Genomic DNA, 21,609 nt, shown 5'->3' on the forward strand with positions numbered 1-21,609 from the left:
CACATAGTCGACTCTGGAGACAGCACCATGACGCAGACCGCCCAGCCGAGCAGCGCCCCTTCCGGTGAGGTGCCCACGAACGTCCCCACCGCCGTCGGGCGCCCAGCCGCGCTCAAGCGCCGGGTTCCCAAGTATTCGGACCTTGCGCCCCTGATGAAATTCAAGAAGCCCGAGTTCAGCAACTCGGCAAAGCTGCGCCGCGCATCCACCATCTGGGAACTGCGGGACATGGCCGAGCGACGCACTCCCCGGGCACCGTTCGATTACACAGATGGTGCGGCGGAGGCGGAGATCACCCTTCGCCGGGCCCGCCAGGCGTTCCAGGACATCGAATTCCGGCCCGGGATCCTGCGGGACGTCTCCGGCGTCGACCTCAGCACGGCCATCCTGGGCAAGCAGTCCCGGCTTCCCTTCGGCATCGCTCCCACCGGCTTCACACGCATGATGCAGTCAGAGGGTGAGTACGCGGGATCGCAGGCTGCCGAAGCCGCTGGCATTCCCTACACTCTGTCCACGATGGGCACCGCCTCCATCGAGGACGTTGCAGCGGCAGCGCCGAACGGACGGAACTGGTTCCAGCTATACCTGTGGACCGACCGCGACCGCTCCCTGGAACTGATCGAGCGCGCCGCCCGAGCCGGAAACGACACCCTCATGGTCACAGTGGACACCGCCGTCGCGGGCGCCCGGCTGCGGGATGTCCGCAACGGCATGACCATTCCGCCGGCGCTTACGGTGAAGACCGTGCTGGACGCCTCCTACCGGCCCGCCTGGTGGTTCAACTTCCTCACCCACGAACCGCTGACCTTCGCCTCGCTCTCCCGATACACGGGCACCGTGGCGGACCTCATCAACTCCATGTTCGATCCCACCCTGACCTTCGATGACCTCGACTGGCTGCGGGAAACCTGGAAGGGCAAGCTGGTGGTCAAGGGCATCCAGACGGTCGAAGATGCCCGCAAAGTGGTTGACCACGGTGCGGACGGCGTGGTCATCTCCAACCATGGCGGTCGTCAACTCGACCGGGCCCCGATTCCGCTGCACCTCGTTCCGGAGGTTGCCGCCGCGCTGAAAGGCAGCAATGCCGCCGTTATCCTGGACACTGGCATCATGAGTGGCGCGGACATCGTGGCAGCTTTGGCGCTCGGTGCCGAATTCACGCTGATCGGCCGGGCCTACCTCTACGGGCTCATGGCCGGTGGCCGGGCCGGCGTGGACCGCACCATCCAGATCCTGGAGAAGGATATGGCCCGTACCATGGCCCTGCTTGGAGTCACCAAGGTTTCGGAACTCAACCCGGACCACGTGCGGTTGCTGCAGCACTAGGCTCCCGCTGGACTGGCCCAACTGACTCGCAGTTGTTGTCGTTATGACGCCTCAAAACGACAACAACTGCGAGTTAGTTGGGTGTCACTTCTTGCGGCCGAACTTCGGCAGATTGGGCAGATTGGGCAGGTTCGCCAAGAGGTCTGCTGCCTTCGTGGCTGCACGTCCAACGGTGCGGCCGATCTGCTGCGGCATCGTGTCGTCGATTCCGGCGACTGCGACAACAGCACCGGAGACCGGCGCCGGTTCCAGCGAGCGCCCGACGTCGGTGCTCGGCTGAGATGTGCCGATCGACTCGCCGTCGGGCTGCTTGAGCTGGGCGGCACCCTGCTGGCCAACCGCACCCTGCTGCGCAACCGCACGGGGGCGCGTGTTGCGGGCCGGGGTGGCGGCTTCGGCCGCGGGCTGGACGCGAGCGACGTCGAATGTCTCCAGCCAGCTGGCAACCCCCGCGAGCGGCTTCGGGTTCAACGCGTAGTAACGTTTCTGCCCCTGGGCGCGCATGCTGACAAGATCCGCCTCGCGGAGTACCTTCAAATGTTTCGAAATAGTGGGCTGGCTCGCTGCGAGCTCCTCCACCAGTTCCCCCACAGCCTTATCCCCAGAGCGGAGGGAAACCAGAATGTCACGCCGGGTTGCCTCAGCAATGACGGCAAATACGTCGTCAGTCACCATGACTCCCACCCTAGCGACATATACGCCAAAAGGCATCAACTATTTCACGCTGGCGGGCTTTGCGGTCATCCCAACGCCCGGATGGTGCAGGGAAATCTAGTCGAACCATGGGTCCAGCCCGTAAAGCGGGAAGATCTCCTTGCGCGTGGCAATGACAGTCCGGTCCACGGCGTCGGAGGGATCGTATCCGACCTCCCATGAGCGCCACCAGGTATCCACGCCGTCGCCCATGAGTTCCGGAACCGATTCCCCGTACTTCTCCTTGACGTAGCTTCGGAATATTTCCGGGACCGGGGCCGTCAACTGCACGGGATGTTGCGCGACGATGCCTATCAAGTGGCTCCACGTGCGCGGTACCACCCCTGTAACTTCGTAGCCCCCTCCCCCGGTGGCAATCCAACGGTCTTCGCAGAACCTGGCAGCAAGGCCTGCGACGGCGGTGGCCGCCTCGCGTTGGCCATCCACGCTGAGGTTGAGGTGAGTGAGGGGATCGAGTTTGTGGGAGTCGCAGCCGTGCTGGCTCACGATGACCTCCGGTTCAAAGGCCTGCACGAGTTGCGGGACCACGGCATGGAAGGCCCGCAACCACCCGGCGTCGCCCGTCCATGCAGGCAAGGCCACATTGACGGCGGTCCCCAGCGCATCCGGGCCACCGATCTCATTGGCGAATCCCGTTCCCGGGAACAACGAAAGGCCGCTTTCGTGGAGAGAGATCGTGAGGACCCTTGGGTCGTTCCAGAAGATGCTCTGGGTGCCATCCCCGTGGTGGGCATCGACGTCGATGTACGCGACTTTCCCGACGCCGCCGTCGAGCAGCCTCTGGACCGCGAGTGCGGCGTCGTTGTAGATACAGAAGCCACTGGCCCGCTCCCGCGAGGCGTGATGCATGCCGCCGCCGAAGTTCACGGCCCGGACGGCCGTTCCGGACAGGATCGCCTCAGCGGCGAGCAAGGAACCGCCGGCCAGCCGGGCGCTTGCTTCGTGCATTCCTGCGAAGGCCGGGTCATCTTCGGTACCCAGTCCGCGTTCCGGGTCCGGCGTCGTCGGGTCTTCGCTTGCACGCCGCACGGCGGCGACATATTCGGCACTGTGGACTGCCAGGAGTTCGACGTCGGACGCGGGGTCGGGCGCTTGAACCGACACGTGCTCCAGGTTGAACAGTCCGAGCGCCTCGGCCAGCCTGGCCGTCAGTTCAAGCCGCTCCGGGGCCATGGGGTGGGAGGGACCGAAATTGTATGCGGTCATGGCGGGATCCCACGCGACCGTCGTTGGCAGCGCGGACGGACGGAGGCCAGCCCAGGAAGTCATCAATCACAGGCTACCCGAGCGGCGGGAAGGCATCCGCCCGTTACAGCGGGCGATTAGTGGTTTACTACTCAAGAAAGCAGAATCAATCGACCAGAAGCGAACAGCACTGCCATGACTCAGAGCCAGTCGAGGACCCGAGACCCGGCCACCTGGCAAACCGTCCAGCCGGAGCGCGGAAGCCTGTGGATTTTCACGGGGATCCGGGACTTCGTCGACAATATCGCCAACACCTCGCCGGCGCGATTGGCCCTGACGGCCTACTGCCTTGCAATTTTCTTGTTCACGGGCCTGCTTTCGCTGCCAGCCGCGTCGGCCGACGGCGGTGTCACTCCCCTCTACCAGGCGTTGTTCACAGCCGTATCCGCCGTGTGCGTGACCGGTTTGACGGTTGTCTCAACGGCGGTCCACTGGACCTTCTTCGGCCAGCTGGTCATCCTTGTAGGCATCTTCGTGGGCGGTTTGGGAACCTTGACCCTCGCTTCCCTCCTGGCCCTCATGGTCAGCAAACGGCTGGGCGTACGGGGCAAGCTCATCGCCCAGGAGGCTATGAACAACGCAGGTCGTCTAGGCGAAGTGGGCACTCTGTTGCGGACCGTCATCTCGACGTCCGTGACCATCGAGGCCATCTTGGCCATCGCACTGGTTCCGCGCTTCCTGACACTGGGGGAAGGCTTCTGGGAGGCGTTATGGCACGGGGTCTTCTACTCGATTTCCTCGTTCAACAACGCCGGGTTCACGCCCCACTCCGACGGCATCGTGCCGTACCAGATGGACTTGTGGATCCTGGTGCCGCTCATGCTGGGCGTTTTCCTCGGCAGCCTCGGTTTCCCCGTCATGCTGGTGCTCCGGAGGCACGGCCTCCGGTGGAAGAAATGGAGCCTCCACACCAAGCTGACCATTCAGGTGTCCCTGATCCTGCTGGTTGCGGGCTCCGTCCTCTGGGCTTTGATGGAGTGGGACAACACCCGCACTATTGCCAACATGAGCGTCGGCGACAAGATCACGCATTCCATTTTCGCCTCCGTCATGACGCGCTCCGGAGGCTTCAACCTCGTTGACCAGAGCCATATGGATGCCACCACTCGGCTCTTGTCCGACGCACTGATGTTTGCCGGCGGCGGTTCGGCGTCGACAGCGGGCGGCATCAAGGTGACCACCATCGCGGTCATGTTCCTTGCCATTGTCGCCGAGGCGCGAGGCGACGCCGACGTCAAGGCCTACGGCCGCACCATTCCGGAGGGCACCATGCGCGTTGCCATCTCGGTCATCGTGGCCGGTGCCACGTTGGTGTGCGTGGCAGCATTCCTGCTCTTGTCCATCAGCGGGGCCAGCCTGGACCGGGTACTCTTTGAAACCATTTCGGCCTTCGCAACGGTGGGCCTCAGCACGAACCTTAGTGCCGAGCTGCCGCCCGCGGGGGTCTACATCCTCGCCGCGGTCATGTTCGCCGGCCGTATCGGCACCATTACCCTTGCCTCCGCACTGGCCCTCCGCCAACGCAGGCAGCTGTTCCATTACCCCGAAGAGAGGCCGATCATTGGCTAATTCAACAGGCGCCCCCAACCGACCGGCGCACAACGCGCCCGTGCTGGTGATAGGTCTGGGCCGCTTCGGTGCGGCCACCGCCGAGCAGCTCGTCAAGCAGGGACGCGAAGTCCTGGCCATCGAGCGGGACCGCACGCTCGTGCAGAACTGGGCTTCCGTCCTGACCCATGTGGTGGAAGCGGATGCGACCAACATCGATGCCCTCCGCCAGCTCGGTGCACAGGAATTCAGTTCTGCAGTGGTGGGCGTGGGAACATCGATCGAGTCCTCTGTGCTCATTACGGTGAACCTCGTGGACCTGGGCATTGAACACCTCTGGGTGAAAGCCATCACTGCCTCGCACGGCAAGATCCTCACACGCATCGGTGCCAACCACGTCATCTACCCCGAAGCCGACGCCGGGGTCCGCGCCGCCCACCTCGTTTCCGGGCGCATGCTGGACTTCATCGAGTTCGACGACGATTTCGCCATCGTGAAAATGTACCCGCCCAAGGAAACCGTGGGCTTCACTTTGGATGAGTCCAAGGTCCGTTCCAAGTACGGCGTGACCATTGTCGGGGTTAAATCACCCGGCGAAGACTTCACCTACGCCCGGCCAGAGACCAAGGTCTCCGGCCGCGACATGCTGATCGTGTCCGGGCACGTTGACCTGCTGGAACGGTTCGCGGCACGGCCATAGCGGCGGGGCCGTCGCTGGGCGGCCAAAGCGCGGCGCTCAAGGTGCAGCGTTGATGAATCCAATGACGATGGCTGTCCACCAGCACAGCTGCGAGATGGCTAGGCACGCAAGCATGTGGAAGCGTTGCCCCGGTGTCAGATCCCGAAAGGATGCAGTAGGCGCCAAGTGTGCCAGCCGCCTCATCAGGGGTATGAGCATGATGCCGTTGAGGGTGAGGATCAGCACCGCAAGCAGCTTCACGTCTGTCATGGTGCTGCTCAAATTAGCGTTGAGGAAGACTCCGCTGGCCAGCATGCCAGCCAATCCACCCCAGATCAACGGGGTTGCAGCCCCGTCGAGCCGGATCGTCTCGGCCAAGCCGCGTCTTCCGATGAGCCACAGAAAGCCATGCCAGTCCACCAGAAGGATGGCTCCGAAGGACACCACCATGGCCAGAACATGGGCAATGAGGGCGTAAGTGTGGATGAGGCCGCCTACTCGCGTGGATCCTGCCAACAGTACCGATATCAGCCATGCCGCGGCGGCCGAAGCACTCAGGATGACAACCAGCCGTCGCGTGGCGAGTTCCGATTCGCGCCGTCTCGCTGTTCGCCTGCTCACTGCGATATAACTCATGGCTACCTCTTTGCAGCCCGGACACCTGAAGGTGGGAACGGGCTGGCTTCCAACCGTTCCATGCCTTAGACAACGTTAACTCCTGGCTGCCGGGGCCGGAAGACCCGGCACCGGCTGATGGCACCGGCTCTCCAGGGAGCTAGCCGAGTTGCTGCGTGATTTCCGCGGCCCGGGCCGCGGCTGCGCGCGCTCCGTCGGCGATGATTGCGGGAATCCCGCCGTCGTTGAAGGCTGCGATGGCCCGCTCCGTGGTGCCGTTGGGACTGGTCACGGCGATGCGTAGTGCGGTGGGGTCCGCTCCCGGCTCGGCAAGCATGAAACCGGCACCGGCAACGGTCTCGCGGGAAATCATGAGGGAGAGTTCGGGATCCAAACCAAGTTCGACGCCGGCAGCAGCCATGGCCTCAGCAAGGTAGAACACGTAGGCAGGGCCCGAGCCGCTGATGGCTGACAGGGCGTCCACCTGTTCCTCCGGGATTTCCACCACGGTGCCTGCTGCGGCGAGGATGTCTTTGGCCTGCTGGAGCTGCTCGGGAGTGCAATTGGTTCCGGCCGACACGGAGACCACCCCACGGCCCAACTTGGCGGGGGTGTTGGGCATGGTGCGAATGACCGGCTGGCCCTCGGGCAAAGCTGCTTCCAGCTGGGCGATGGAGACGGCAGCGGCAACGCTGATCACAATGGTGGTCCTGGCCAGGGAGGAGGAGATTTCGCGGGCTAGATCGGCAATGCCCACGGGCTTGACGCCCAGGATGACAACCGAAGCGCCCTTGGTGGCTAACTTGTTGTTGTCTGGTTCCTCGGCTCCGGCGATGGTCATGACGTGGTGGCGCTCAGCCAGTTCGGCGGCGCGTTCTGCGCGACGCACAGTGGCGACGACGTCCGACGGATCCGTTCCGGCGGCAAGCAGGCCACCTAGAATGGCCTCGTTCATGGACCCACAGCCAAGGAATGCGATTCGGTTGCTCATGGCTTCCATGATGCCAGTTCGGCTTAGCCGCTGCAGAACCAGCTCGGTGCGGCATGACGGGTACCGGAATTCCCAGCTGGTTCTCAAGGTTATTGCAGGCTGCACCCAATATTGCTCCGTAACTTAGTAGTTACCTCATTGAGGGTGCGAGTGATGAGGCGGGCATGGGGATGTCCGCCACAAGCACCGGTGGTCGAACGGGTTTCCCCCCATTTTCCCGTATCGACCGCCGGTGCTTTCTCGTTTAAGTGGCCCGGTTAAGTGGCGCGATCACGTTTGAGGTCGGGTTACAGGACAAAACGTGTGTAAATCCCGGGCGCGATGAAAGCGGATGCATCGGGGAACGTCGGATTCTGCTCGATCGTCCGCTTTGGCAAGTCCCGGTGCCCCGGAATCACGCGGCGGGCACCACTGACGGGTGGAATGATCCAGCAGAATCGAACCCTTTGGCAGGAGACGCACGGTTCCGGGGAAATGCCCGCCCCCCTGCCTTCATCGGGTGTTCTTCAAGGCTCGATGCGGAACCTCTGCTTGCCCGCAGGCGTGCTTAGATCTCGAAGGCTCCCACGAGCGGCGCGCCCAAATGTTGGCGCGCGAAGCGCAGCGTTTCGGCGAGCCACTGCTCACGTTCGCCGGCAGCTTTGGCCTTGCGCGTGGAGATCTCGGCAACCACAGTGCCCTCGAAACCACTGGATGCCAGATACTGCAGGGCTTCGGCACACTGTTGCGTCCCGTAACCGGGAATCAGGTGCTCGTCCTTGCCCGAACCCGAACCGTCCGTGAGGTGGACGTGGCGCAACTTGGTCCCGAGAGTCCGTATCGCCTCAAGGCTGTTGGCACCGGCGGTGGCGGCATGCGAGAAGTCCCAGGTGACGTCGTCGTAATCCTGGCCCAACGGATCCCAGTGCGGAAGGTACGCAAGCGCCTCCCGACCGCGCACACGCCACGGGTACATGTTCTCCACCGCAATGTGCACCTGATACATCGCGGCGATCTCGCGCACGCCGGCAGCGAAGTTCTCCGCATAGTTCGATTGCCAGCGGAACGGCGGATGGACCACCACGGTGTTGCAGCCGACTTCGCGGGCCATCTGGCAAGACATCTCGATCTTGTTCCACGCCGGTCCCCAGACCTGTTGGGTCAGCAGCAGGGTGGGCGCGTGGATGGAGACGATCTGCTGGTCGTAGCGGTGGCCAAGCTGGATGAGGGCATCCGGGTTCTGACTGGTGGCGTTGTTGGTCACCATCACTTCGACACCGTCGTACCCCAGGTCCTGGGCCACGGAAAAAGCGTCATGGACGCTGAGCGGATAGACAGAAGCGCTGGAAAGCGCCACCGGAATCCTCGGTGTGTCTTCTTCAGAGTGCTCGACGTCGGTGCTCATGTCAGTTGGCCTGCCTCCCAGCGGTCGCGATAGGGATGGATGCCGCCGCAGGGACGGGTCTTCCGGTGTTGGCGCCCGGACGGGGCACCGGTACTGCGCCCCCGAGCCCGACATGCGGTGCCGGCTCCAGCGGGCCGTCAAAGATCAGCTGGTCGAGGCGGCGCAGGATCAGCCCCTCGCGCAAGGCCCAAGGGCAAATCTCCATGCTTGGAAACTCGAACATTTCCAAGGCGGCCTCGGCCACGAGTGCGCCAGCGAGGATCTGCCTGGCCCGAGCGTCCGAGACGCCCGGAAGATACAAGCGGTCCTCGACCGTCATGGCCGAGATCCGCTGTGTCCAGAGCCCCAAGTCCGTGGCGTGGAGTTCGCGCTTGACGTACGGACCGGCGCCACTGGGAGCCGCGCCTGCGATACGTGCGAGCGAACGGAAGGTCTTGGAGGTTCCCGCCACCAAATTGGCCCGGCCCAGCTGCTTGAACTCGCGGACCACAGGCTTCAGAGTTTGGCGGATGTATTTTCGCAGCTCTTTGACACTCTTGGCCGTGGGCGGATCGTTGTGGAGCCAGTCCCTGGTCAAACGGCTGGCTCCGAGTGGGACCGACAGCGCAAGCTCAGGCAATTCGTCCTGGCCAAACGCCATTTCGAAGGAGCCGCCGCCGATGTCCAAGTCCAGAATCGGGCCAGCTCCCCAGCCGTACCAGCGTCGAACCGCGAAGAAGGTCATGGAGGCCTCTTCGCTGCCGGTCAGTTCCTGCAGCGTCACGGTGGTCTCGTGCTTCACGCGGGCGAGGACCTCGACGCCGTTGGTGGCTTCACGAATGGCCGAGGTACAAAAAGCCAAGAGGTCCTCGGCCTTGTGGCGGGCCGCGAACTCCCACGCCTCAAGGACGAATTCAATCAACTCGTGTTGTCCGGCATCGTTGATGTTGCCGTCGCCGTCCAGGAACTGAACCAGCGAAAGCGGTCGCTTATGGGAGGCAAACGCCACCGGGCGTGCGCCTGGGTGCGCGTCCACGAGAAGCAAATGGACGGTGTTGGAACCGATGTCTAGGACGCCAAGACGCATTCTGCCATTATTCCCCGATTCGAAGCGTGTGAAGCAACTAGGACTGCCGTTTCATGCCGCGAGCCGGTCAAATATTCCTGGGCGCGTCTGCGTCAGCTGTGTCGGCAGTGTCGGCGCGGGTGAAGTCGCGGCGGACGTTGGCGATGCCTTCCGGGCCCATCTCGAAGCCGTGCTCGCTGCCGGGGTTGATCACCAGGCCGAGCTCGTCACCGATGCTGTCCAGAATCGCGGCGCCGTGGGTTCCCAAAATATTGGGCGCTGCCTCCAGGAATTGTGATTCCACACGGCTCGGGTGGCTGAACACAGCCAGGACAGGTTGTCCCTCGGAGTTGGCGAGGACAAGTGGCTCCACCGCAGCATCAGGCTTATCCAGCGAGTCACTGCTCAAGATGTAGACCTCGTTGTTCAGGAAGGCCAGGATGACATCCACGGGGTTCGCATCGGCTTGTCCGGCCTTCGCGAGCTTGGATTCGAGGTCGTTCAAGGGCAGGGACTCCGGGGCTGCGGGCTGATCAGTCATGGTTCTACTCGATCACGAGTGCCATCCGGGACGCAATTCCCGACCCGGCTCCCGACACAATTCCCCCGGCAAATATGCGTGTCCCCAGCGCTACTTCTTCGCGGGTGCCCTCTTCGCCGGTGCCTTACGGGCCGTGGTAGTCCGCTTGACGGGGCCCTTGGCGCGCTTCTCGGCGAGCAGCTCGATAGCCTGCTCGCGAGTGAGCTCCTCCATGGACGTATCCCGAGGAACAGTGATGTTGGTGACGCCGTCGGTGATGTACGGACCGAAACGTCCTTCCTTCACCACGATGTTCTTCTCCGAAACCGGGTCCGGGCCAAACTCAGCCAGCGGTGGGACGGCTGCCCGGGCACCGCGTTGCTTCGGCTGGGAGTAGATCTCCAGTGCCTGTTCCAGCGTAATGGTGAAGATCTCTTCCTCGGATCCGATGGACCGCGAATCCGTGCCCTTCTTCAAATAGGGCCCAAAGCGGCCGTTCTGCACCGTGATGGGGTTGCCTTCGGCATCCTCGCCCAGGACGCGGGGAAGGCTCATGAGCTGCATGGCTTCGTCGAGGGTGATCGTGTCCACGGACATGGACTTGAACAGGGAACCTGTGCGCGGCTTGGCCTTGACGGGCTTTTTCGGCGGCTTGGGTTTGCCGTTCTTGTAGTACTCCACCGGCTGGTTTGCCAACTGCTCTTCGGTCATCTCCGGGATGACCTCTGTGACATAGGCGCCGTAGCGGCCGTTCTTGGCAACCACGGTGTGGCCGGTGTGCGGGTCCGCGCCCAGGACGCGTTCCTCGGGGGCCGCCGTTTCCATCAGTTCCATGGCCTTGGCCGCAGTGAGCTCGTCCGGTGCGAGGTCCTCGGGGACGTTGGCCCGCGCCGCCTCCACGACTTCGCCGGTCTTGGGATCGATAGTGGGGATCGAGCTTTCCAGATACGGACCGAACTTGCCGACGCGCAGCGTGATTCCCTCGGCAATCGGCACGGAGTTGATCTCGCGGGCATCGATTTCACCGAGGTTGTTGACGATGCTCAACAGGCCCGGATCGGCGTCCTCACCGTAGTAGAAGTGCTTGAGCCACGCAGCGCCAATCGCTTGGCCATTGGCGATCTTGTCCAGGTCGCCTTCCATGTCCGCCGTGAATTCGTAGTCCACATAGTCGCTGAAGTGTTGCTCCAGCAAGCGGATGACCGAGAAGGCGATCCAACTGGGAACCAGCGCTGAGCCTTGCTTCCGGACATAGCCTCGGTCCTGGATGGTGGAGATGGTGGAGGCATACGTGGACGGGCGGCCGATGCCACGTTTTTCCAGTTCTGCGGTCAACGATGCTTCGGTGTACCGCGGCGGCGGGGAGGTCTCGTGGCCCACGGCAACAATCTCGGAAGACGTAAGGGAATCGTCTTTGGCCACGTTGGGCAAGCGGCGGGCGTCATCCGAGTCGTCGTCGCCGCGGCTCTCGTCCTTGCCCTCCTCGTAGGCTGCGAGGAAGCCGGGGAAGGTGATGACCGTGCCCGAGGCCGAGAATTCGGCGTCGCGGCCGTCGGTAGCCACTGCGCCGAGGCGGATGGTGGCGGTGGAGCCCTTGGCGTCACCCATCTGGGAAGCAATGGTGCGCTTCCAGATGAGTTCGTAGAGACGGAAAGCGTCGCCGCTCAGCTGGCTGGCCACCTGGGCCGGAGTGCGGAAGGAATCACCCGCGGGGCGGATGGCCTCGTGGGCTTCCTGTGCGTTCGCGGCCTTGTTCGCGTAGACACGCGGAGACTGCGGCACGTACTCGGGACCGTACAGCTCAGCGGCCTGGCGGCGGGCGGCCGTGAGGGCTTCGTCACTCAACGCCGAGGAATCGGTACGCATATAGGTGATGTAGCCGTTTTCATACAGGCGCTGGGCGATCTGCATGGTGCTCTTGGAGGAGAAGCGCAGCTTACGCCCGGCCTCCTGCTGAAGGGTCGACGTCGTGAACGGAGCGGCGGGCCGGCGGGTGTACGGCTTAGTGTCCACCGAGCGGACGCGGAAGTCCGCGTTCTCCAGCCCGGCCGCCAACGACGTGGCGAGTTCCTCGTTGAGGTGCACCGCGTTCGCGGAGGTGAGAACGCCGTCGTCGTTGAAGTCACGGCCGCTGGCCACCTTCGCGCCGTCCACGGCAGCGAGCTTCGCCTTGAACGTCGCCGAGCCGGTGCCGAACTGGCCCGTCAGGTCCCAGTAGGACGCGGCCTTGAATGCCATGCGTTCGCGTTCGCGGTCAACCACCATGCGGGTCACCACCGACTGCACACGGCCGGCCGACAAGCCGCGGGCTACCTTGCGCCACAGCACCGGGGAGATTTCGTAGCCGTACAGGCGATCCAGGATGCGCCGGGTTTCCTGGGCGTCCACCAGGGCGTTGTCGACGTCGCGCAGGTTGTCCATGGCGCGGTGGATGGCTTCCTTGGTAATTTCACCGAAGGTCATGCGGTAGACGGGAACTTTGGGTTTCAGGACCTCCAGGAGGTGCCACGCGATGGCCTCGCCCTCGCGGTCCCCATCGGTTGCGAGATAGAGCGCGTCAGCGTCTTTCAGCTGGGCCTTGAGTTCGGCAACCTTTTTCTTCTTGTCCGGAGACACCACGTAATACGGTTTGAAGTCGTTTTCGATGTCGACGGCGAACTTGCCCACCGAGGTCTTCTTCAGTTCTGCAGGGAGTTCCGACGGCTGCGGGAGGTCGCGGATGTGGCCGATCGAGGCCTCGACAATGAAGCCTTCGCCCAGGTACTTGGCGATGGTCTTGCTCTTGGCCGGAGACTCCACGATCACGAGTTTCTTGCCGGTTTTTGCCTTGCTGGGCACGGTTCTCCTACAGAAAAATGAATTGCTTGGGCTCGTGCCCATATTGGCCTAGTTCACCATATTTTGCAGAATCGTGCGTTTCCATGTGAAGAACTGCGGTGGAGGAACGGTTGTGTGAACTAGCTGGCAGATGGCGTCCGGTCGTCCGGAATCATCGACCACATCGTAGCGATCCGCACCGCACCTTCCGGAATCCGCGTAGGATCTTCGAGCTCATATGACCTGATGAGTTCCTGGAATTTGGCCTTGAGATCCGTCCGCTGCTCCGGAGTCAAGTAAAGCAGATCGCTGGACAGCACCATCGCGGCTGCCTCGTTCGCGGCCTCACCACGCTGCCGCCGCTCGCCACGGGCGCGGGTGAAGGCGGTGGCCCGACGCCGGAAAGCGTCCAGTTCGAGTTCGACGACGGCGATCTCCGGACTCGGAGCATTTCCGCCGGATTTGATGGTGAAGTCCGAACCGGCGGCCTTCCAACGGCGTTCGCGTGCATCGCCTTTGTTGCCGGCAGGAGTCACGATCCCCCATTTCTGGAGGGCCCTCAAGTGGTAGCTCATGGCGCTGGGCGTGAGGCCGGTCTGCACGGCAAGCTCAGTGGCAGTGCGGCTCAGCTGCGTGGAATACAGTTCCGAGATGACCTCAAGCCGGGCTGCATGGGCCAGTGCACGGATGGCTTTGGGGTCGGTGATCTCCACCGTCTTCCCGGGCCGTTTCCGGCGTTTCGGGGATGCCAGCCCGGTGATTATCCCGTTGTCTTCATTCACCGGAACAGTTTATCCGCCGGGGCCGCCGCAATTGTGCTATTCCGTTGTCCTAGCCCGCGGCCTGCAGGAAGCCATCGCGTACCAGGTTCGCGACGTCGTCGAGCAATCCGGCGCGGAAAGCCTCGTCGTCGAAGTCCTCCCCTCCACCCAGGAGGGCGGCCAAGGCCCCGACCAGCTGGCGGACGGACAGCTCGCCGTCGCACGCCGAGGCAAAGCCGGCCAGCTCTGTACTCAGCAGGTTCGTCCGGCGCAGCCCCGCGCCCTGGCGCAACAAGATGACCCCGGGATGCTCGGCGCCCGGACGCTGGTGGCGTTCCTCGGTCACGTCCTCCGCCACGACCAGATGGGCGTCGGCAAGCTCGTGGGTGTCCAGCCAATCGGCGCGTTCGACGGCGGCGGCGAGGTGCGGACCGATCGGTTGCTCGATGGGGTACGTGATTTCTTCGAAGCGGCGTCGTGCCTCCTTCCGCACGGTTCCAGCGTCTACCGCACCATCTGCCGGGCGCCGCAGCCAGATCATTCCGAAGCCGATGGACTCAACATTGCGGGACGCGAAATCTTCCAGGTAGGCGACGTAGGCATCGCGGTAGAGCTTGCGGTCGCGGCCCTCGGAAGCGTCCTGGAGCCATGTTTCTGCGTAAAGCTCCGGGCTCACTTGTTCCCGCTGGATGAACCATGCTTCCGTGCCGGAACCGGTCAGCCACGAGGCGGGCCGCTCGCTCCATCCCGTGCCCGCGGTGATTTCCCAGTTGCCGAGCATCTGCGCCGTGCCTCCGGGCGCGAGGACATCGGGCAGCGTGCGGACGAGGGTGGCGACGATATCGTCACCGGGGAGCCCGCCGTCGCGGTAGGTGAACTGCTCCGAAGCGTGCTCGCCGGCACTTCGAGGGGTAATGACGAACGGCGGATTGGACACCACCAGATCAAAAGTCTCTCCCGCCACAGGCTCCAGCAGGGACCCCAGCCGCAAGCTCACGCGCGATTCCAGGTCGGCCGGGTCCAGGTGCAGGGCCTCGGCATTGAGCATCAGGTTGAAACGGGTGAACGCGAGGGCCCGCTCGGAGATATCTGTGGCGGTGACGTGATCGCTGTGGTGCAGGAGGTGGAAGGTCTGGATTCCGCAGCCCGTCCCGAGGTCCAGGGCGCGTTTCGAGTGCCGCCGGATGGTGGTCTGGACAAGCGTAGTGGAAGCCTGCCCGATGCCCAGCACGTGGTCATGCCGGAGAACGCCCGGCCGCTGATGGGCCGCGAGATCGCTGGCAACCCACAGTTCGGCGCCGCCGCTTCCGCTGTTGCCTGCTCCGGAGTCACCTTCCCAGCCGTACGGCCGCACATCCACTTTGGCGGCGACAGCACCGGCGTCGTTCTTCTCCACCAGGCCAAGTACCACCAGGCCCGAGGTGCGGATCCCCGGCAGCGCGGCGTCAACATCGTCTTCCGTTTGGGGGACGGCCAGGAGCCACAAGCGGACGACGACGGCGAGCGCGGCTTTCGCGCGGTCCGTCGTCGAGTCGCCCTTGAGGGCAGCCGGATCGGTGACGATCAGTGCGGGGATGAGCTGGTCCCGGGCGAGCGCCGTGTGGGCCGACTCCCCCAGAAGAGCCGCCACTCCATCCACCGTGTATCCAACGTTTCGCAGATCTCCGGCGAGCGCCGTGAGTAGCTCGTGGAGGTCACTGCGCGGAGCGTCGGGAGGGGTGGGGGTGGTCCCCGGGATGATGGGCGTTGCGGGATCAGTCACTGTACAAGTCTATTGGCGCTGGTGACCCCGTCCGCGGAGAGGCGCCTGAGCGGGTAGCGTTGAATCATGGCATTTCACCTCTCCACTTGGCGCCGCGCCGCGGTCCTGGTCATTGGCGCAGGTACCTTGGCGATAGCGGCGTGCTCCCCCGGCGGGTCTGTTTCGGACGCCAACGTCCCAGCGTGGAAGGCGGCCACCATGCCTTCCGCGACGGGGATCGTCCTGGAGGACTCCGGCAAGATTCCGAACCGCGACCCCTTGGTCAAGAACTTCACCGGCATCGCAGCGGGAAACTATACTTTGACCGTGGCCTGCGGAGGCGGCGGCAAGGCATTCTTCGACGTTTCCTCGGGCGGCAAGCCGATCACCGAAGCCGGGGCGGCATGCAATGGCAGCTCGGAAACCTCCCGCATCAAAGTTCCGTCCTCCGGTCCCCTGAGCATCAGTGCAAGCAGCGTGGATGCGCCTGTAATCTACGCCTACCAACTGGTGCCCGCTTCCTGACTGCGGCCTCGTGACGGGGGCTGATGACGGGGGGCCGGTGGGGAATGCCGCCGGTGTGGAATGCCTCGGGGAGATTCGCGTACCGGTAAAGCGGCTCTAGGCCGCGCAGCCTTCCGGGCAACGCAGCGTTTCGGGGCTGGAGGCACATTCGGCGCAATAGAGCGTGAGGTTGCGACAGCTCAGGTTGGAGCAGTTTTCAAACTTGTTGGTGGGCGCCTGGCAGCGGACGCACTGGCCGATGGTCTTGGCCTCTTTGCTGAATTCCAGGTGCATGCGCTTGTCGAAAACGTACAGGGATCCTTCCCAGAGGCCTTGGTCCTTGTAGGTTTCGCCGTAGCGGACAATTCCGCCGTCGAGTTGGTAGACCTCTTTGAAACCGCGGTTCACCATGAGGCTGGAGAGGACTTCGCAACGGATCCCGCCCGTGCAGTACGTGACCACGGGCTGGTCCTTGAGGTCGTCGTACTTGCCGGAGTCGAGTTCCTTGATGAAGTCGTGGGTAGTGGCGACGTCAGGAACAATTGCGTCCTTGAACTTGCCGATCTGGGCTTCGAAAGCGTTGCGGCCGTCGAAGAACTTCACGTTCTGCCCGGCCGCCCTCTTTTGCTCCAGGAGTGCATGGAGCTCTTCGGGCTGAAGGTGGGTGCCGCCGCCGACAACGCCCTTCTCATCGACCTTCAGTTCGCCGGGGGCACCGAAGGACACGATCTCATCGCGGACTTTCACGCTGAGGCGGGGGAAGTCCGAGGCTCCGCCTTCAGACCATTTGACGTCGATCCCGCGGAAACCCTTGTACTCCTTCGTGGTCTTCACATACTGCTTGACCTGGTTCAGCTCCCCACCAACTGTGGCGTTGATGCCGTCCCGCGAAATGAGGATGCGCCCGGTCAGGCCGAGCTTCTCGCACAGGGCACGTTGCCAGAGCCGGACGGCATCGGGGTCCGCTATCGGGGTAAAACCATAGAAGAGAACAATTCTGTTTAAAGCCACCAGTTAAGGGTACTTGGTGGTCCCAAACCCGCTGTTTCGAGCTGTAATCCGGGGCTCCAAAGTGTTAATGGAGCTGTTACTGGCAGCCCCCTGTTGATTCCCAGAATGCTGGCATAGTCTCTCTACATGAGTCACGACGCCTTGGTTGAAGACATCGCTGAACTGCTGGAAGTCTGGGTGGCTGGCTGGGCTGGTTCCCGGAATTACGACACGCGCAAGGAAGGCCGGTTCCCGGCGGCGCTGCGTGCGGACAAGACCGGTGATTGGGAGTACTTTGCGTATGACCCGTCGGATTCCGAGTTTGCTGAACTGGCTGCAAAGACCGCGGAGGCGGACACACGCATCTTGACGATCCTTACTAACGATGCCGGGCGCTACACCCAGTTGGCACGCGAGAACGGGCTGAACATCCCCTCCGATTCCCAGACCATGATGATCGTGGACATGGGGACCCAAGATGCGGAAGACCCATGGTTGTCGGATGACGATCTCAAGCTCACGATTTCCGAAAGCAATGGCGTCCACTACGCGGTGGTCCATGCGGGCGAAAAGGTGGCGGCCAGCGGCCAGGTATTCGTGGTCGGGCAGACTGCGGTGTTCGACAAGATCGTTACCGAAGCCAATTACCAGCGCCGGGGACTGGGAAGTTTCATCATGAAGGCCCTCGCCGCGCAGGCATTTCAACACGACGTTGATAGCGGCCTCCTTCTGGCTTCCTTGGACGGACAACATCTCTATTCACACCTTGGCTGGAAGCACGTGTGCCAGGTGCTCATGATGTCCACCAAACCTGTCGACGAAACCGATCTGTCCGTGGCGTAGTCCTCTTTCCGCTTCGCCTCCTTCCTCGTCTGCAACAGCGTCCACAGCGGCTTCAATAGACGCGGGCTCTCAGCGCGGTGACAGAATGTTCAAGTGAACGCAACTGAATCGATGATCTCCCTCCTGGGCAGGAGCCCGGACCCGGAGCAGTTGCGACATGTCCGCACCATTCCAGCACGCCAGGCAATTCATGAGCCATGGCCGGAATGGGCCCATCCCGATATCGTTGCCGCCTACGGAATGTTGGGAATCCATGAGCCGTACCGGCATCAAATCGAAGCAGCCGGGCTCGCCCATTCGGGTCAACACGTCGTCATTGCCACTGGCACGGCTTCCGGGAAGTCGCTGGCTTATCAGTTGCCGGCCCTGGACGCGATCCATCGTTCAGAGTTGCGCGTGCTGTCCGAACCGGGAAAGATCCACGACGACGGTGCCGTCACGCTGTATCTTTCCCCCACCAAAGCCCTTGCAGCCGACCAACTGGCAGCGATCCGGGCGCTCAAGCTCCCGACAGTTCGGGCCGAAACGTACGACGGCGATACCGAGCAGTCCCAGCGCCGCTGGATTCGCGATCACGCCAACTTCATTCTCGCCAACCCCGACATGCTGCACTTCGGGATCCTGCCGAACCACACGTGGTGGGCCCGTTTCTTCCGCAGGCTGCGTTACGTCATCGTGGATGAGTCACACAGCTACCGTGGGGTGTTCGGTTCGCACGTCGCCAATCTGATGCGAAGGCTACGCCGGATCTGTGCGTATTACGGTGCCGGCACCTCCTTCCCCGAGCCGGTGTTCATTGCGGCGTCGGCGACGGCCTCGGACCCTGCCACTTCTTTTGCGCGGCTCATCGGCACTCGCGTCCGGGAAGTTTCAGAGGACTGCTCTCCGCACGGCTCAACGACTGTCGCATTCTGGGAACCTGCCCTGACCGATGTGAAGGGCGAAAACGGGGCCAAGTCTCGGAGAACCGCCGTGGCCGAGACCGCGGACATCCTGGCAAATCTGGTGTCCTCCCGTGTGCGCACCATCGCTTTCATTAAATCGAGGCGCGGCGCAGAGACCATTTCGTCCATTACCAAGCGACTCCTAAACGAGGTCGATCCCAGCCTGCCCCAGCGGGTTGCCGCGTACCGTTCGGGGTATCTCCCCGAGGAGAGACGGGCACTGGAGAGGGCGTTGCGCTCCGGCGAGCTGCTAGGAGTCTCCAGCACGTCTGCGTTGGAACTGGGCATCGACATTTCCGGACTAGACGCCGTGCTGGTGGCTGGCTGGCCCGGAACCAGGGCTTCCCTGTTCCAACAGATCGGACGGGCGGGCCGCGCGGGCCAAAACGCCATTGCCGCATTCGTGGCCAGCGACGACCCCTTGGACACATACCTCGTCAATCATCCGGAGGCGATCTTCGACGTGTCCGTCGAAGCCACCGTCTTCGATCCAGGAAACCCGTACGTGCTGGGCCCCCACCTGTGTGCCGCGGCGGCCGAGCTCCCCATAGGGGCCGCCGAACTTGAACTCTTTGGGCCCACCTCCGAGCCTTTGCTGAACCAATTGGTGGAACAGGGCTACCTGAGGAAACGGCCCGCAGGCTGGTTCTGGACCCATCCTGAGAGCGCCGCGGCCATGGTGAACCTTCGCGCGGATGGCGGCGGACCAGTAAGCATCGTGGACTCCGAGACCGGCTCCCTGTTGGGCACCATGGATTCGCCCCAGACGCATTACCAGGCACACACCGGTGCCATTTATGTACACCAAGGAGATAGTTACCTGGTGGAGGAACTAAACGAAGAGGACCATTGCGTGATGGTTCGTCGAGCGAACCCCGACTATTACACGACCGCGCGGGACGTAACGCAAATCGAGGTCCTGCAGACTCTGCGGACCGTGGAATGGGGCGATATTGCGGTCCATTTCGGCGAAGTGAAAGTAACAACGCAGGTGGTCTCCTTCCAACGTAAGGCACTGATCTCCAATGAGGTATTAGGGGAAGAGCCGCTGGAACTTGGGGCCAGGGATCTTTTCACCAAAGCAGTGTGGTTTGTGGTCCACAACCGTTCACTGACAAGCGCAGGTCTTGTCGAGGCACAATTCCCCGGTGCGCTTCACGCTGCCGAGCATGCCGCCATCGGTCTTCTCCCGCTGGTGGCCTCAAGTGACCGTTGGGACATCGGGGGTGTATCTACAGCGCTTCACGCCGACACCGGTGTTCCCACGATCTTCGTCTACGACGGCCATCCAGGCGGTGCCGGATTTGCCGAGCGTGGCTTCGAGAAAGCCAAAGTGTGGTTGACCGCCACCAGGGACGCCATCAAAGCATGTGAGTGCGAGACTGGCTGCCCTTCCTGTGTCCAGTCCCCAAAGTGTGGCAACAAGAACAATCCGCTGGACAAGGACGCCGCGGTCACTCTAATCGATGTGCTCCTGCTGGACGCGGTGTAACGGACGCGGTATAGCCGACGCCGTTTGGGCGCGGGCAGTTCGCCCGGTTTGGGGCACGGCCTAAGGGGGTGGCCCGGCCCGTGACCGGCCAGTAGCGGCTCCAAAAACAGTGCCTCGCACAAGTTCAGCGCGGATGTCCACGACCTCGCCTCCGCTCACTGTGCAGGCCGAAACCGACGCTCCGTGCCGGGCGGCCGTTTCGCGGGCGACTGCGCAAGGGTCTCCATCAGTCAGCCCACGGGCCACGTCCGCAGCCGCAAGCGCGGCAAGGTCGGATGCAGACGCTGCGCGCTGTGCCATCGCTGTTGCCTGCGCCAGCATGAGCGTTGCCACCATGCAGATCATGACGACAAGACCCAGGGAAACAGCTAGGAGCGTTCCCGAACCGCGTTCCAGATCCGGGCAGCCAAGGTCAGGGTCGTCGATGCAAGCCCTCACGCCACGACTTCTTCCGCAGCGGTCACGAACCGCGTCTCCGGCAGAGCACCGTTGAAGTCAACAACGCCGCCGTCGACACCAATGGACGGCAAGGGGGATTCGGATGCCCGCGGAGTCTCTCCCCTGGCCGACGCCGTGGCTGAAAGGCTCCAAGGAATGACGGAGCCCAACGGTCCAGCGACCCGGGCGGAGACGGTGACCTGGATCCATTCGCCGTCCTCCGCTACCACGGCTGATGCGGCATCCCCGGCCAATCTCCGAACGATTCCGTCCACGACCGCGTGGCCGTCGCCGCGGGCAAGAGCTCTTGCTCCCGCCCTGGCTGCTTCTTCCAAGCGCAGCTGGGTAATTCCCGCGGCCGATCCAGCCAGAAGCAGGGCCAAAAGAAGCAGGACAGCAGGCAACGCCACAGCGAACTCCGCAGTGACGGCACCGTGGTCTCTCCCCGGTAGGAAATCACTCTCACGATCCTTCCCCGGGCCGCGAAACTTCTCTGCCGGAGGAGGCTGCCTTGTCGAGGATGACCACGGCCGTGGAGACCGACCGAGCCGCAGCTTGCAGTGCTCGAAGGGCTGCCGGTGTGTCATGGTAGGGCGAGTGCGGTGCGAATAAGGTTGAGGAGGAAGCCGCGTACTTCCTCACTCCGGAGGATAACCACCAGGAGTCCTGCGAAGCCCACCGCGGCAAGAGTCGCGATGGCATACTCGGCTGTTGCCATGCCTAGCTCGGACGCCATGAGCCGCCTCTTAGACCCTCTCGCTTCCTCGGGATCGTCGCTGGACTGCTCATGGTTTGTTCCATCGTTGGAATGCCTAGCGTGAGGCTGCCGAAAGGGCATATCTGCCGTAGAGCTCGGGAAAAGCTCCAGAACCTCAGCCTCATGTCGAGAAGTGGCGGCCTGAACCAGGGGGTGGGTGGCGGCATTCATTTCAGTTCCTTTCTATGGACCGGCTTGGGCACCGGCTGTACTCTTACTCTTCCGTCGGGGTCTGGGCCTTGAAAGAACCCAAAT

General features: G+C 63.1%; 20 protein-coding genes. 6 read left to right on the forward strand and 14 right to left on the reverse strand.

What is annotated here, in order from left to right:
- The first annotated feature begins 27 nt into the window (after window positions 1-27).
- Window positions 28-1,326, forward strand: coding sequence for an alpha-hydroxy acid oxidase (locus A3M3_RS0104585; protein WP_028265357.1), 1,299 nt, complete (start codon window positions 28-30; stop codon window positions 1,324-1,326).
- A gap of 84 nt (window positions 1,327-1,410) precedes the next feature.
- On the opposite strand, the gene A3M3_RS0104590 is transcribed toward A3M3_RS0104585, so the two are convergent.
- Together A3M3_RS0104590 and A3M3_RS0104595 are read right to left on the reverse strand one after the other, a co-directional pair.
- Entirely contained in the window at window positions 1,411-2,001 is a 591-nt protein-coding gene (locus tag A3M3_RS0104590; RefSeq protein WP_028265358.1) for an ArsR/SmtB family transcription factor, read from the reverse strand.
- Between the two features lie 96 nt (window positions 2,002-2,097).
- A complete protein-coding gene (locus A3M3_RS0104595; RefSeq protein ID WP_028265359.1) occupies window positions 2,098-3,309 on the reverse strand; it encodes an acetoin utilization protein AcuC in 1,212 nt (403 codons plus the stop codon).
- Between the two features lie 111 nt (window positions 3,310-3,420).
- Between A3M3_RS0104595 and A3M3_RS0104600 the strand changes: the two genes are divergently transcribed.
- Both A3M3_RS0104600 and A3M3_RS0104605 read left to right on the forward strand, forming a co-directional pair.
- Window positions 3,421-4,854, forward strand: coding sequence for a TrkH family potassium uptake protein (locus tag A3M3_RS0104600; RefSeq protein WP_028265360.1), 1,434 nt, complete (start codon window positions 3,421-3,423; stop codon window positions 4,852-4,854).
- A gap of 40 nt (window positions 4,855-4,894) precedes the next feature.
- Window positions 4,895-5,533 carry a potassium channel family protein gene (locus A3M3_RS0104605; RefSeq protein ID WP_028265361.1) on the forward strand — a complete coding sequence of 213 codons (639 nt, stop codon included), beginning with the start codon at window positions 4,895-4,897 and terminating at the stop codon, window positions 5,531-5,533.
- Window positions 5,534-5,569: 36 nt separating this feature from the next.
- Here A3M3_RS0104605 and A3M3_RS0104610 read toward each other — a convergent pair whose 3' ends face one another.
- From A3M3_RS0104610 to A3M3_RS0104645, 8 genes are all read right to left on the reverse strand, one after another.
- Window positions 5,570-6,148: a hypothetical protein gene (locus A3M3_RS0104610; RefSeq protein WP_028265362.1), complete on the reverse strand. Its 579-nt coding sequence runs from the start codon at window positions 6,146-6,148 to the stop codon at window positions 5,570-5,572.
- Window positions 6,149-6,287: 139 nt separating this feature from the next.
- Complete coding sequence (proC, locus tag A3M3_RS0104615; protein ID WP_028265363.1) at window positions 6,288-7,118, reverse strand: pyrroline-5-carboxylate reductase; 831 nt, start codon at window positions 7,116-7,118, stop codon at window positions 6,288-6,290.
- A 547-nt stretch (window positions 7,119-7,665) separates the two neighbouring features.
- Window positions 7,666-8,502: a sugar phosphate isomerase/epimerase family protein gene (locus A3M3_RS0104620; RefSeq protein WP_028265364.1), complete on the reverse strand. Its 837-nt coding sequence runs from the start codon at window positions 8,500-8,502 to the stop codon at window positions 7,666-7,668.
- A gap of 1 nt (window position 8,503) precedes the next feature.
- A complete protein-coding gene (locus tag A3M3_RS0104625; RefSeq protein ID WP_028265365.1) occupies window positions 8,504-9,568 on the reverse strand; it encodes a Ppx/GppA phosphatase family protein in 1,065 nt (354 codons plus the stop codon).
- 67 nt (window positions 9,569-9,635) lie between these two features.
- Entirely contained in the window at window positions 9,636-10,088 is a 453-nt protein-coding gene (locus tag A3M3_RS0104630; protein WP_028265366.1) for an SseB family protein, read from the reverse strand.
- A gap of 90 nt (window positions 10,089-10,178) precedes the next feature.
- Window positions 10,179-12,905, reverse strand: coding sequence for a type I DNA topoisomerase (gene topA, locus A3M3_RS0104635; protein WP_028265367.1), 2,727 nt, complete (start codon window positions 12,903-12,905; stop codon window positions 10,179-10,181).
- A 119-nt stretch (window positions 12,906-13,024) separates the two neighbouring features.
- On the reverse strand, window positions 13,025-13,666 hold the full coding sequence (locus tag A3M3_RS0104640) for a helix-turn-helix domain-containing protein (protein WP_051422929.1): 642 nt from the start codon (window positions 13,664-13,666) through the stop codon (window positions 13,025-13,027).
- Window positions 13,667-13,715: 49 nt separating this feature from the next.
- Entirely contained in the window at window positions 13,716-15,407 is a 1,692-nt protein-coding gene (locus tag A3M3_RS0104645) for a DUF7059 domain-containing protein (RefSeq protein ID WP_051422930.1), read from the reverse strand.
- Window positions 15,408-15,473: 66 nt separating this feature from the next.
- On the opposite strand from A3M3_RS0104645, the gene A3M3_RS0104650 reads away from it, so the two are divergent.
- Entirely contained in the window at window positions 15,474-15,911 is a 438-nt protein-coding gene (locus A3M3_RS0104650; RefSeq protein ID WP_028265370.1) for a hypothetical protein, read from the forward strand.
- Window positions 15,912-16,007: 96 nt separating this feature from the next.
- Here the strand turns inward: A3M3_RS0104650 and trhO are convergent, their stop codons facing one another.
- Window positions 16,008-16,901, reverse strand: coding sequence for an oxygen-dependent tRNA uridine(34) hydroxylase TrhO (gene trhO / locus A3M3_RS0104655; RefSeq protein ID WP_028265371.1), 894 nt, complete (start codon window positions 16,899-16,901; stop codon window positions 16,008-16,010).
- A gap of 126 nt (window positions 16,902-17,027) precedes the next feature.
- Here trhO and A3M3_RS0104660 point away from each other — a divergent pair, with 126 nt between their 5' ends.
- Both A3M3_RS0104660 and A3M3_RS0104665 read left to right on the forward strand, forming a co-directional pair.
- A complete protein-coding gene (locus A3M3_RS0104660) occupies window positions 17,028-17,723 on the forward strand; it encodes a GNAT family N-acetyltransferase (protein WP_028265372.1) in 696 nt (231 codons plus the stop codon).
- Window positions 17,724-17,834: 111 nt separating this feature from the next.
- A complete protein-coding gene (locus A3M3_RS0104665) occupies window positions 17,835-20,159 on the forward strand; it encodes a DEAD/DEAH box helicase (protein ID WP_442853109.1) in 2,325 nt (774 codons plus the stop codon).
- A gap of 60 nt (window positions 20,160-20,219) precedes the next feature.
- On the opposite strand, the gene A3M3_RS0104670 is transcribed toward A3M3_RS0104665, so the two are convergent.
- From A3M3_RS0104670 to A3M3_RS29460, 3 genes are read right to left on the reverse strand one after another with little or no spacing between them, the layout of a single operon-like run.
- Window positions 20,220-20,597: an Rv3654c family TadE-like protein gene (locus tag A3M3_RS0104670; protein WP_231497184.1), complete on the reverse strand. Its 378-nt coding sequence runs from the start codon at window positions 20,595-20,597 to the stop codon at window positions 20,220-20,222.
- Complete coding sequence (locus tag A3M3_RS27265; protein WP_081736685.1) at window positions 20,594-21,184, reverse strand: TadE family type IV pilus minor pilin; 591 nt, start codon at window positions 21,182-21,184, stop codon at window positions 20,594-20,596. Before A3M3_RS27265 ends, A3M3_RS0104670 begins: the two co-directional genes overlap by 4 nt.
- Window positions 21,181-21,525, reverse strand: a complete 345-nt coding sequence (locus A3M3_RS29460) for a DUF4244 domain-containing protein (protein WP_028265375.1) — start codon at window positions 21,523-21,525, stop codon at window positions 21,181-21,183. Before A3M3_RS29460 ends, A3M3_RS27265 begins: the two co-directional genes overlap by 4 nt.
- Window positions 21,526-21,609: the final 84 nt, after the last annotated feature.

This window comes from Arthrobacter sp. MA-N2 (assembly GCF_000517125.1).
In the GTDB taxonomy this organism is placed as follows: domain Bacteria; phylum Actinomycetota; class Actinomycetes; order Actinomycetales; family Micrococcaceae; genus Arthrobacter; species Arthrobacter methylotrophus.